Origin of the sequence: Aquibacillus albus (assembly GCF_016908325.1) — a bacterium.
Classification (GTDB): domain Bacteria; phylum Bacillota; class Bacilli; order Bacillales; family Amphibacillaceae; genus Aquibacillus_A; species Aquibacillus_A albus.
Map to the genome: position 1 here is coordinate 119,011 of NZ_JAFBDR010000001.1, position 12,166 is coordinate 131,176.

The following is a 12,166-nucleotide window of genomic DNA, read 5'->3' on the forward strand; positions in this document are numbered from 1 at the left end:
AAAACCTTGATTAGGTATTTAGGACATGCTATATTAATCATGTTGCCTGTTTGTTGGTAGGTTGATTATTGACATTCAATTCTATCCATGTTATATTATATTTCGTCGCTTAAATAATCAACCTTAAATTATTCCACAGTAGCTCAGTGGTAGAGCAATCGGCTGTTAACCGATTGGTCGTAGGTTCGAATCCTACCTGTGGAGCCATATGGCGGTGTAGCTCAGCTGGCGAGAGCGTACGGTTCATACCCGTGAGGTCGGGGGTTCGATCCCCTCCGCCGCTACCAATAAATATGGCGGTCGTGGCGAAGTGGTTAACGCACCGGATTGTGGTTCCGGCATTCGTGGGTTCGATTCCCACCGGTCGCCCCAAAAAAAATGTTTATATAGGACCCTTAGCTCAGCTGGTTAGAGCTATCGGCTCATAACCGATCGGTCGCAGGTTCGAGTCCTGCAGGGTCCACCATAATCGCGGAGGAGTACCCAAGTCCGGCTGAAGGGAGCGGTCTTGAAAACCGCCAGGGGCTTCACGGCCCGCGGGGGTTCGAATCCCTCCTCCTCCGCCATATACATATTAAACTAATTCAAGAAGTGTTATGCGACGAGCAGAGGAAGAATTATATAAAAAATTATACAATGGCTCGGTAGCTCAGTCGGTAGAGCAACGGACTGAAAATCCGTGTGTCGGCGGTTCGATTCCGTCCCGAGCCACTTATTAAACAAGCTAATTTTAGCTTGTTTTTTTGTTTCGTGGATTATGGTATTAACTTAGAGAGGTTGTTTGAGATCTATTAATATGAGAAATGATTGGAAGCAAATCAGTTGCATGTTATAGAATGCTTTGATAATCTTTCCTTGAAAGGATAAACGTGGACAACAGTTTACGTTTTTCTTACATAAACACATTAAAGGAGGAATAAAAATGGCAAAATTTGAACTACCTGAACTACCTTATGCGTATGATGCTTTAGAGCCTCATATTGATAAGGAGACAATGAACATCCACCACACGAAACACCATAACACTTATGTAACAAAGTTAAACGGTGCTTTAGAAGGACATTCTGATCTTCAAGATAAGTCATTAGAACAGCTGCTTTCTGACTTAGACAGTGTTCCTGCAGAAATTCGTACTGCTGTTAGAAATAATGGCGGTGGACATGCTAATCACAGCTTGTTCTGGACATTACTTTCTCCAAACGGAGGAGGAGAACCAACTGGTGAGTTAGCAAGCAAAATAAACGATAAATTTGGAAGCTTTGACAAATTCAAAGAAGAATTTGCAGCAGCAGCAGCTGGTCGTTTTGGTTCTGGTTGGGCTTGGTTAGTTGTAAATAATGGTGAAATAGAAGTAACTAGTACACCAAACCAAGACACACCAGTAATGGAAGGAAAGACACCAATATTAGGACTTGATGTTTGGGAGCATGCTTATTATTTAAATTATCAAAATAGACGTCCTGACTATATCGCTGCATTCTGGAATGTAGTTAATTGGGATGAAGTATCAAAACTTTACGAAGCAGCAAAATAACTTGTATAATCTTTACGCTATCAATCTTTATGGATTGATAGCGTTTTTTTATAAGTTCAGCTTATAATCTTCGCCGTTTCGACCTGCTTGCTTCTAATTTTACCCGCTTTTTGAACACGCACTATTAGTTCTTATTCTCCTGTATAACTCGTTTACATTTGAAAACAATAAGTGTAGACAAGAAAAGGAGACAGGAGATATGAAAAAAACTTTGCAATTACTTCTCGGAGATACTGATATAGATCGTGATTTAAAACTTCTATTAACGATTGGGGGTCTTTACGCACTTTCAACGTTTCTTTCTAATACCTTTGTAAATATATACCTTTGGAAACAATCCGGCGAATATATTGCAATTGCCTTATACAATATTTCAATCTACATTATGCAGCCATTAACATTTATATTAGCGGGACGATGGGCAAAGAAAGTAGACAGAGTTATAGTACTTCGACTAGGGGTTACCTTTTTATCACTTTTTTACATGACGGTGTTGATTGTCGGTGAAAATGCTTCCACTTATAACATGTTACTTGGTGGATTACTAGGTATTGGTTTTGGTTTCTATTGGTTAGCTTTTAATGTATTAACTTTTGAAGTGACAGAGCCAGAAACGAGAGATTTTTTCAACGGCTTTTTAGGTTTAATGCAGTCATTTGGTGGTATGATTGGACCTATGCTAGCAGGGTATATTATTTCTACGATGAATAATTTCCAAGGATATACCTTTATATTTGCCATTTCTTTCATCCTATTTGCATTAGCTGTTGTATGTACGATGTTTTTAAAGAGAAGGTCTGCCAAAGGAACATTCTCGTTTCGGAGAATTTTACAAGAAAGAAAAAATAATCGTGATTGGAAAAATATATTACATGCCCATACCCTTCAAGGTCTTAGAGAAGGTGTCTTTGTATTTGTAATCGCAGTTTGGGTATTTATCACCACGCAAAGTGAATTCGCTTTAGGTACTTTTAATTTGGTTTTTTTTAGCTTTTCACTCGTTTTTTATTTTGTCGCAACAAGGTTTATTAGACCTCATATGAGAAAATGGGCAATATTTGCTGGCGGGATATCGCTTTATTTGTCTGTTTATTTGATCATTATTCATACAAGTTATACGACTCTGTTGATATATGGAGCTATTATAGGACTATCTTATCCAATTTTCACAGTACCATATGCTTCCATGACGTATGATGTGATAGGGAATGCATGGAAAGCTGGGGAAATGCGGATAGAATATATCGTTGTTCGTGAATTATATATCAACCTTGGTCGCGTTCTTTCTATTGCAATATTTTTAGTAGCGGTATCCATGTTTCAACCAGAAGCAATTATTCCTTATTTGCTAATGGTTTTAGGAGCGGGACATTTTATCATTTACTTCTTTATTAAAGACATTACTTTACATGGAAAAAAGGTTAGAAATGAGGAGGTTGCAGTTAAAAAGGAATTTGCCAACCAAGAAAACAGATGATTATGTTATAATAATAAAGAAATTTACAGTTAACAAAAGCAGCCACACTTCTGATGTACTGCTTTTGTTTTAGTGTTTGGGGGAGAACTTCAATGGGAAAGAATGATAAAAGGAAAAAATCACAGCTTCCCTTCCGTTTAAATATATTGTTTTTGGTCGTTTTTAGTTTATTTTCTTTGTTAATTCTTCAATTAGGTGTTGTACAAATATTGAATGGGGAAGAGGCACAACAAGAAATAGATAAAACCGTTAATACAACTACTAAATTGTCGGTACCCCGTGGAAGAATGTTTGATCGATATGGAAGAATAATTTTAGACAATGAACCATTACGCTCGATTACTTACACTCCGCCAAAGAGTGGAGATTCAGCAGAAAAAAAGTTAGATCTCGCTGAAAAGCTGTCACAATATATTGAGATTCAAAGTAACCATGATAAGCTTTCGGATATGATTACTGAAAGAGACAAAAAAGAGTATTGGTATTTGCAGAACACTGAAGAAGTCCAAAGTCGATTATCAGCCGAAGAGTTAGAGCTAAATAATGCTGAACAGTATCAAGTTATGTTAGATAAAATAACAGGAGAAGACCTCGCTACGGTTGACTGGACACCATCTCTCTTAAACGTTATTGCCATTAAAAAAGAATTGGACCAAGCATATGAACTCTCTCCTCACGTTGTTAAAAATCAAAACGTTACAGAGGAAGAGTATGCGAAAGTTGCTGCACATTTAAATGAGTTACCAGGAATAGACGCAGCGCCTGACTGGAATCGTAAAAACGTTTATGATGGAACCTTTAGTAACTTTATTGGAAGTGTTTCTTCTTCTGATGAGGGTATCCCTAGTGAAAATCGAGACTATTATCTGACTCGAGGATATAGTCGGAATGATCGTGTCGGAGAGAGTGGCTTGGAAGCAGAGTATGAAAGTATCCTTCGAGGTACGAAGGAACAAGTTCTATACACAACAGATAAATCAGGAAATATTGTAGGAAATGCAGAAGTAGTGGTAGAAGGAAAACCAGGAAGCGATTTAGTTCTAACAATAGACATGGAACTTCAAAAGGCTGTGGATGAAATTGTTCAGGAAGAGCTACAAACAACGATCGAAAAGCATCCTCAACAAAATAAATACTTGCAAGATGCACTTGTTGCAATGATGAATCCACAGACTGGAGAAGTTTTGGCTCTTTCAGGCGTTCGCTATAATCGCGAGGAAGACCAGTATGAAGATCACTCTTTCCGCACTATATATGATGCTCATCGAACTGGTTCAGCAATAAAAGGTGCAACAGTCTTAGCTGGTCTTCAGTCAGGAGTTATTGAGCCCGGAGAAAAAATTGATGATCTACCAATTCGAATAAAAAACACACCGGAAAAGAGTTCATGGAAATATCTTGGTGTACTTAACGATATTGATGCACTTAGGCGCTCATCCAACGTTTATATGTTTCATATAGCTATGCGTATGGGAGAAGCGATTTATCGTCCAGGTGAACGACTCATTGGCTATGATTCTAGTAATTTTCAAAAAATGCGTAATTACTTTAGCCAATTTGGACTCGGTGTTGAAACTGGGATTGACCTGCCCTATGAAGAAGATGGTTTTAAAGGAAGTAATTTGAACGCAGGTTTTCTTATGGACTTTGCGATTGGACAATATGACACGTTTACTACGTTACAACTAGCTCAATATGTATCAACAATAGCCAATGATGGTTATAGACTTAGGCCGTATTTAGTTAAACAAATTCGGGAGCCTGTTGCATCCAAAGAAGAACTAGGTCCTGTACAAAAAGCTATTAACCCTGATGTTCTGAACAAAATTGAAATGGAACAGGATTATATTGATCGTGTTCAGGAGGGTTTTCGTAGAGTTATGCAAGAACCCCAAGGAACAGGTGTTGCTTATTTCGGTAATGCCCCATATGATCCAGCTGGGAAAACAGGAACTGCGCAAAATGGTATCTATGAAAATGGGCAATTAATCGCAGAAACGGAAAATCTTACTTTAGTTGGATATGCCCCATATGATGAACCAGAAGTGGCTTTTGCTGTGGTGGTACCGAATACTGGTGCTTTTGAAGGAAAACATCCAGTAAACCATATGATAGGCCGAAGAATCCTTGATAAGTACTTTGAGTTAAAAGAAAAAAGACAATTGAATGGAGTTAATGTAAATATAAATGAAATTGATGAAGAGTTGGAGGTACCGGAAGAAGTAGAACAGGCAGAACGAGAAGCAGTAGCTGAATAAGGTTTAAAATCCATGATTTAATGTAATCATGGATTTTTTCTTTACTTTTCCACTATTTTCAGCCAAAAAAAACAATTTTTTTATAAATTTACGTCATCTTTACATTTAGTTAACCGTAAATTAAAACTTGTACGTTATGATGTAATAGAAGTTGGTTAAGGTACTCTTAACACAAATTAAAAAATAGGGGGAAAACAAAGATGAAAAGTATGAAGTTATTAGCACTGGCTGCATTATTCATTTTAACAATTGGTTTACTTGCAGCTTGTGGGACAGAGAATGAAACAGGACAAGCTGATGAAAATCAAGAAACAGATCAAACGGATGAGGGTACAAATGCATCTGAAGAAAATACTGAAGAAAATACTGAAGAAACAGAAGAACTTTCTGGTGAAGTATTGATCGATGGATCTTCCACAGTGTTTCCAATCATGGAAGGTTTGACATACGAATATAACCAAGAAAATCCAAGTGTTGAACTTTCATTGAATTCGTCTGGTTCAGGTGGTGGATTTAAAAAATCTACTGTTGGTGAAATTGATTTAAGTAACGCTTCACGTCCGATTAAAGAAGAAGAAATAGCAATTGCAGAAGAAAATGGTATTGAACTTCATGAATTAGAATTAGCTTATGATGGATTATCTGTAGTAGTAAGTCAACAAAATGAGTTTGTTGAAAATCTTACCGTTGACCAACTTAAAAAAATCTTTCTAGCTGATAATGATGCAACACAATGGTCAGATATTAATCCTGAATGGCCAGAAGAAACGATTACTATTTACAGCCCTGGACATGACTCTGGTACATTTGACTATTTCAATGAAGTTATTTTAGAAGAAAATCCAATGAAAGAAGGGGAAAATGTTACACTTAGTGAAGATGACAACCTTCTTGTTCAAGGGATTCAAAATGATCCATATGCAATTGGATACTTTGGTTATGCATACTATGCTGAAAACCAAGATACTTTAAAGGTATTAGGTATCGATGAGGGGAATGGCGCCATTAAACCGAGTGGCGAAACAATACAGGATGGAAGCTATAGTCCATTATCAAGACCAATATTTACGTATGTAAATGTAGCATCATTAGAAAAGCCACAGGTATATGATTTTGTAGAATTTACTTTAAACAATGCTGGATCAGCTGCCGAACATGTAGGTTATGTAGCACTTCCAGATGAAAAATATCAAGAACAACTTGATAAAATAAATGAATTAGCAGGGAAATAATATGTTTTAAATGGATCAAGGGTCAGATTATACATATAATCTGACCCTTGATTAATTGTGTTATAAAAATAAGGCCCTTCTTTTAATCATAAAATATGAATAAGAAATGATGAAACTAGGTAATTTAATATTAAATATTGATTTTAAGAAAGGTAACATAAAAAATTTACAATAACTTAACATTTAATTAATAATAACTTAACAGTTATTCGTTATCATTTACCTGGATATAAATTAAATAAACTAGGGGGCACTACCATGAAAAACATAAAATTGGTTAGAATTTTTGCACTTCTTATGCTTACGTTCGGCTTACTAGCTGCTTGTGGTGTAGAAACGGAAGATAACAACACAGGTGAAGGTGGAGAACAAGGACTTTCCGGAGAAGTATTGATTGATGGATCTTCTACCGTATTTCCAATTATGGAAGGTTTAACATATCAATATAACAAAGAGAACCCAAATGTTGAACTCTCATTAAATTCATCTGGATCAGGTGGTGGATTTAAAAAGTCGACTGTTGGTGAAATAGACCTAAGTAATGCTTCTCGTCCCATTCAAGAAGAGGAAATAGCAATAGCAGAGGAAAACGGGATAGAGCTTCATGAAATAGAATTAGCTTATGATGGACTATCTGTCGTTGTAAGTCAGGAAAATGACTTTATTGAAAATATTACTGTTGAGCAGCTTAGACAAATATTTTTAGCAGATAGTGATGCGACAAAATGGTCCGATATTAATCCTGAATGGCCAGAAGAAACGATTACTATTTACAGTCCAGGACATGACTCAGGTACGTTTGATTACTTTAATGAAGTTATCTTAGAAGATAATCCAATGAAAGAAGGAGAAAATGTTACACTGAATGAAGATGACAACCTTCTTGTACAAGGGATTCAGAATGATCCATATGCGATTGGATATTTTGGGTATGCATATTATCTAGAAAACCAAGATTCATTAAAAGTTCTAGGTGTTTCTACTGGAGATGGAGAGCCTGTTAAACCAAATGGTGAAACAATACAAGATGGTTCATATACGCCATTATCAAGACCAGTCTTCACGTATGTAAATGTAGCATCATTAGAAAAGCCGCAGGTATATGATTTTGTGAAATTCACACTAGAAAATGCAGGGGAAGCATCAGAACAAGTGGGTTATGTGGCACTTCCAGAAGAGAATTATCAAGAACAACTTGATGAAATAAACAACTTAGCTGGAAAATAAGTTATCGAAAATATAAGGATAGGGTCAGATGTCAACAATCTGACCCTTCCTCCATGTTATTCTAGAAGAGGTGAATTCATTTGGTTAACAATAATGAACAAGCGCATTCCGTTCAAGAAATGATAAAAACCAATAAAAGAAAAAACAATTTACTAAAAACGTCTGAAAAGTCCGTTCCAATTTTTCTTTTGTTTTGTGCTACTATTTCAGTATTAACTACTATTGGTATCGTTTTTACTCTTTTAAGAGAGTCAATCACGTTTTTTTCTGATGTTTCTTTAGCTGACTTTTACTTGGGTGTTAACTGGTCACCATGGTCTGGAAAGTTTGGGGTTGCACCATTAATAACTGGTACTTTACTAATAACTTTTATAGCAATATGTGTTGCTTTGCCGTTAGGAGTTGCGTCGGCAATATTTTTAAGTGAATACGCAACGAACAAAACTAGAAAAATTATCAAGCCAATTCTTGAGGTATTAGCTGGAGTTCCAACAGTTGTTTATGGTTACTTTGCACTGACATTTATTACACCATTACTTCAAGGTTTAATACCGGATTTAAAAATATTTAATGCACTAAGTGCTGGAATAGTTGTAGGTATTATGATTATTCCAATGATTGCATCATTATCTGAAGATGCAATGAATGCTGTACCAAATCATTTACGTGCAGGGGCGCTTGCATTAGGTGCTACTAGGTTAGAGGTTACGTTTAAAGTAATTATTCCAGCTGCATTGTCAGGAATAATTGCATCTGTTGTATTGGCTTTATCCCGAGCTATCGGAGAAACGATGATTGTAACGATTGCTGCTGGTGCTTCACCTAATTTAACTTTTGATCCTACACAATCTATTCAAACGTTAACTGCATTCATTGTTCAAGGCGCAAAGGGAGATACAACGTATGGGTCAACCATATATTATAGTATCTATGCAGTAGGTATTACTTTGTTTGTTTTTACTTTTATCATGAATATGTTATCACAATATATTTCCCGAAAGTTTAGGGAGGATTATTAATGCAAATTCACATTTCTAAAAGCCGAATGAAAAGAAGAATCGCTTTAAATAGCATTTTTAGAATTTTATTTTTCTTAGCAACTACAATCGGGTTAGTTTTTCTTTCTTTATTATTAATTCGAATATTAAATCAAGGTCTAGGCTATTTAACAATAGATTTTTTACGAAACTTTCCAGCTCCATACGTTGAAGAAGCCGGTATGTTTGCTGGAATCATAGGCTCTTTGTTTCTTATGCTCTTAACAGCTCCTATTGCGATTATATTAGGAGTATCAACTGCATTATATTTAGAGGAATATGCACCTAAAAATAGATTTACAAACTTTATTCAAGTGAATGTTCAAAATTTAGCTGGTGTTCCTTCTATAGTATTTGGTCTATTAGGTTTAACTTTTTTTGTTTATTTATTTCAGATGGGTTATACACTCATAGCTGGTGCACTGACAATGAGTCTTCTTATCTTACCTGTAATCGTGGTAGCGGCTCAGGAGGCCATTCGTTCTGTACCGAAAGAAATTAAAGAAGCTTCCATTGGCATGGGAGCAACAAAATGGCAAACAATTTGGCGGATAGTTCTGCCAGCTGCAGTACCCGGTATTTTAACGGGATCTATTCTGGCTTTATCAAGAGCTATTGGTGAAACAGCACCTTTATTAATAGTTGGTGCAGCAACAGCTATTTATACCATTCCAGATTCTATGTTGTCGAAGTATACAGTAATGCCAATACAGATATATAGTTGGACAAGCAGACCTCAAGAAGAGTGGCAATTTGTTGCAGGTGCAGGTATTATTGTTCTATTAGTGATATTATTATGTATGAATGCAATAGCTGTATGGATTCGAAATAAATTTCAAAATAGATATTAAAATGAGGGGTTCTTTCATGACTGATATGATTAGTAATCAACAAAACGAAAACAGTGCAATTGATGACCAATACATTTTTGATATTCATGATTTCAATTTATGGTATGGTTCAGACCAGGCGTTATATGGAATAAATATGGGGATTGAAAAAAATAAAATAACTGCAGTTATCGGTCCTTCTGGTTGTGGAAAATCAACATTATTAAAAACACTTAATCGTATGATTGAGATGGTTCCAAATGTTAATACATCTGGATCAATTAAATATGATAATGCAGATATTTTTAGTAAAAAACAAATGGTAGAAGACTTACGAACACAAGTAGGAATGGTTTTTCAAAAACCTAATCCTTTCCCAAAATCAATTTATGATAATGTTGCTTATGGACCACGAATTCACGGGATAAAAAAGAAAAAAGTTTTGGATGAGATTGTTGAAAAGAGTTTAAGAGGTGCCGCGATTTGGGATGAAGTGAAAGATCGATTAAATCAAAATGCATATGGCTTATCTGGTGGTCAGCAACAACGGGTTTGTATAGCACGATGTCTAGCTATTGAACCAAATGTTATTTTAATGGACGAGCCAACTTCAGCATTAGATCCTATATCAACATTAAAGATCGAGGAATTAATTAAAGAATTAAAAGATAAATATACGATTGTCATTGTTACACACAACATGCAGCAGGCAGCGAGAATTTCAGATAAAACCGCTTTTATGCTAACTGGCGAATTAGTTGAATTTACCGATACGGATACATTATTTTCTAATCCAAAAGATAAAAGAACGGAAGATTATATTACTGGCCGTTTTGGATAAGAAAAATTCTTGACTAATAAAGTGAGGGTAATTGTAAATGAGCAATGTTAGAAAAACTTTTGATGCAGAATTAGATAGGCTTAAGGAAACTTTGTTAGAGATGGTTAAGCTATCTCAAAACGCAATAGATGACGCTTTAAGAGCACTTAAGGAAACAGACCTGGAGAAAGCACAAGCAATCATTGATAATGATATTCAAATCAATAATTATGAGGAATCCATTAACAATCAAGTAGTGAAAATTCTTGCTCAACAGCAACCAGTAGCTTCTGACCTTCGTCGAACTATTGCAGTTCTAAAAATTTCTAATGATGTAGAACGAATTGGCGATCTTGCCGTAAATATAGCAAAATCAGTTCTTATCATTGGTAATGAAGAGTTAATCAAACCTATAGAGGATATCCCAAAAATGGCCAAAATAGCTCAAGGTATGCTTTCCGATGCTATAAAAGCATTTTATGAGGAAGATGTTATTCTTGCAGGAGATTTAGCAAAAGTAGATGATCAAGTAGATGACATGTACGGCAAACTTATTAAAGAACTTCTAGAATTAATGACAAAGTATCCAAATTCTCTTTCGCAAATTACACAACTTTGTTTCATTTGTCGATATATTGAAAGAGTTGGTGACCATGCTACAAATATTTCGGAAAATATTATATACATGGTAAAAGGAAAAATGTTTGACTTAAACGCATAAAAATAGTTAAAGCTATATTTTACTAATAATATACCCCTCGAGAACTAACCTTCTCGAGGGGTTTTTATATATATATTCAGTTCGGTATTTACTCTGATGAAATATTAAAAGATGGAATAATTACCGATTTAAAGAATAAACATCTAATATACTTCATTCAATTAGCCTCAACAAAAAAGCACCGAAGATATTCCTTCAGTTAACTTTTGCAATGATAGAAATTTCTCTAAAAATATATAGAAAACATTCGATAATTTTTTAAGAATCGAGGGGAGTTAAGTGGTTGCAAGAGAACAGTTTAATGCTGAATTAGAAAAAATAAAAAAAATGATTATAGATTTAGCACATGGTTCAAAAAATCTTTTATCTTCATCGGTTGATGCTTTGTACAATAGCGATATTGAATTGGCCACTGAGGTAATAGAAAATGATAAATGGTTGAACAAATTAGATATGCAAATAAATGAAGGTGCAATCCTGTTAATTGCTAAACAACAGCCGGTTGCTTCTGATTTAAGAAGGTTGATTGTAGCAATTCGAATTGCTACTGATTTAGAACGAATGGGTGACAACGCTAAAAATATAGCAAAATCTGCCATACATTTGGGCGAAGATCACGGTATGTCAATTCATCATTCACTTCGTGATATGTTGGATATTGCAATTAAAATGACTGATTTATCCATTAAGGCATATGATTTTGAAGATATTTCATATGTAAGAAAGTTAGCGGAATTAGACGATTCAGTTGATAAAATGTATGAGGACATCATTAAAGATATGTTGCAGGAAACTTCTTTAAATTCTAAAAAGATTCAACACATTATGCAAATGGCTCTTAGTGCTAGGTATATTGAGCGTTTTGCTGATCATGCGACTAATGTTGGAGAGAGTATCATGTATTTGGTTAAAGGTGAATCAGTTGATCTAAATAATTAAGTTGGATTTTTCTTTCGATGATGTGTGTTAGGTAGGAGTTCGGTTTATTCGTCAAAAAAGACATCGAGTTTCATTTAAACGATGTCTTTTT

At 35.2% G+C, this 12,166-nt stretch carries 10 protein-coding genes and 6 tRNA genes; all 16 read left to right on the forward strand.

All coding sequences use genetic code 11. The annotated features are described in order from the left end of the window. Positions 1–132: 132 nt before the first annotated feature. Positions 133–207 (forward strand) — tRNA-Asn (locus JOC48_RS00610). Positions 208–210: 3 nt separating this feature from the next. Next, a tRNA-Met gene (locus JOC48_RS00615) sits at positions 211–287 on the forward strand. A gap of 9 nt (positions 288–296) precedes the next feature. Then, a tRNA-His gene (locus JOC48_RS00620) sits at positions 297–372 on the forward strand. Positions 373–389: 17 nt separating this feature from the next. Beyond that, positions 390–466: transfer RNA gene (locus JOC48_RS00625), tRNA-Ile, on the forward strand. 7 nt (positions 467–473) lie between these two features. Next, positions 474–566: transfer RNA gene (locus JOC48_RS00630), tRNA-Ser, on the forward strand. Positions 567–638: 72 nt separating this feature from the next. After that, positions 639–711, forward strand: a tRNA-Phe gene (locus JOC48_RS00635). Positions 712–922: 211 nt separating this feature from the next. Then, positions 923–1,534, forward strand: a complete 612-nt coding sequence (sodA, locus tag JOC48_RS00640) for a superoxide dismutase SodA (RefSeq protein WP_204497105.1) — start codon at positions 923–925, stop codon at positions 1,532–1,534. Positions 1,535–1,733: 199 nt separating this feature from the next. Beyond that, entirely contained in the window at positions 1,734–3,011 is a 1,278-nt protein-coding gene (locus JOC48_RS00645) for an MFS transporter (protein ID WP_204497106.1), read from the forward strand. 92 nt (positions 3,012–3,103) lie between these two features. Next, positions 3,104–5,269, forward strand: coding sequence for a peptidoglycan D,D-transpeptidase FtsI family protein (locus JOC48_RS00650; protein WP_204497107.1), 2,166 nt, complete (start codon positions 3,104–3,106; stop codon positions 5,267–5,269). Between the two features lie 200 nt (positions 5,270–5,469). After that, a complete protein-coding gene (locus JOC48_RS00655) occupies positions 5,470–6,501 on the forward strand; it encodes a PstS family phosphate ABC transporter substrate-binding protein (RefSeq protein ID WP_204497108.1) in 1,032 nt (343 codons plus the stop codon). 258 nt (positions 6,502–6,759) lie between these two features. After that, on the forward strand, positions 6,760–7,728 hold the full coding sequence (locus JOC48_RS00660; RefSeq protein WP_204497109.1) for a PstS family phosphate ABC transporter substrate-binding protein: 969 nt from the start codon (positions 6,760–6,762) through the stop codon (positions 7,726–7,728). Between the two features lie 119 nt (positions 7,729–7,847). Beyond that, positions 7,848–8,747, forward strand: a complete 900-nt coding sequence (gene pstC / locus JOC48_RS00665) for a phosphate ABC transporter permease subunit PstC (RefSeq protein ID WP_204497393.1) — start codon at positions 7,848–7,850, stop codon at positions 8,745–8,747. Beyond that, a complete protein-coding gene (gene pstA / locus JOC48_RS00670) occupies positions 8,747–9,616 on the forward strand; it encodes a phosphate ABC transporter permease PstA (RefSeq protein ID WP_204497110.1) in 870 nt (289 codons plus the stop codon). The genes pstC and pstA overlap by 1 nt, the downstream gene beginning before the upstream one ends. A gap of 25 nt (positions 9,617–9,641) precedes the next feature. Further along, positions 9,642–10,436 (forward strand): phosphate ABC transporter ATP-binding protein PstB, encoded by a 795-nt coding sequence (gene pstB, locus JOC48_RS00675; RefSeq protein ID WP_420829203.1) that lies wholly within the window; start codon positions 9,642–9,644, stop codon positions 10,434–10,436. A gap of 37 nt (positions 10,437–10,473) precedes the next feature. After that, positions 10,474–11,136, forward strand: coding sequence for a phosphate signaling complex protein PhoU (gene phoU, locus JOC48_RS00680; protein WP_204497112.1), 663 nt, complete (start codon positions 10,474–10,476; stop codon positions 11,134–11,136). A 279-nt stretch (positions 11,137–11,415) separates the two neighbouring features. Beyond that, positions 11,416–12,075, forward strand: a complete 660-nt coding sequence (gene phoU, locus JOC48_RS00685; RefSeq protein ID WP_204497113.1) for a phosphate signaling complex protein PhoU — start codon at positions 11,416–11,418, stop codon at positions 12,073–12,075. The last annotated feature ends 91 nt before the right edge of the window (positions 12,076–12,166 follow it).

What these genes read in the sequence shown, in the direction of transcription:
- JOC48_RS00660 (WP_204497109.1), top strand. Translation starts at nt 6,760, where the DNA reads ATGAAAAACATAAAATTGGTTAGAATTTTTGCACTTCTTATGCTTACG.
- sodA (WP_204497105.1), top strand. Translation starts at nt 923, where the DNA reads ATGGCAAAATTTGAACTACCTGAACTACCTTATGCGTATGATGCTTTA.
- JOC48_RS00650 (WP_204497107.1), top strand. Translation starts at nt 3,104, where the DNA reads ATGGGAAAGAATGATAAAAGGAAAAAATCACAGCTTCCCTTCCGTTTA.
- JOC48_RS00645 (WP_204497106.1), top strand. Translation starts at nt 1,734, where the DNA reads ATGAAAAAAACTTTGCAATTACTTCTCGGAGATACTGATATAGATCGT.
- pstB (WP_420829203.1), top strand. Translation starts at nt 9,642, where the DNA reads ATGATTAGTAATCAACAAAACGAAAACAGTGCAATTGATGACCAATAC.
- JOC48_RS00655 (WP_204497108.1), top strand. Translation starts at nt 5,470, where the DNA reads ATGAAAAGTATGAAGTTATTAGCACTGGCTGCATTATTCATTTTAACA.
- pstA (WP_204497110.1), top strand. Translation starts at nt 8,747, where the DNA reads ATGCAAATTCACATTTCTAAAAGCCGAATGAAAAGAAGAATCGCTTTA.
- phoU (WP_204497112.1), top strand. Translation starts at nt 10,474, where the DNA reads ATGAGCAATGTTAGAAAAACTTTTGATGCAGAATTAGATAGGCTTAAG.
- pstC (WP_204497393.1), top strand. Translation starts at nt 7,848, where the DNA reads ATGATAAAAACCAATAAAAGAAAAAACAATTTACTAAAAACGTCTGAA.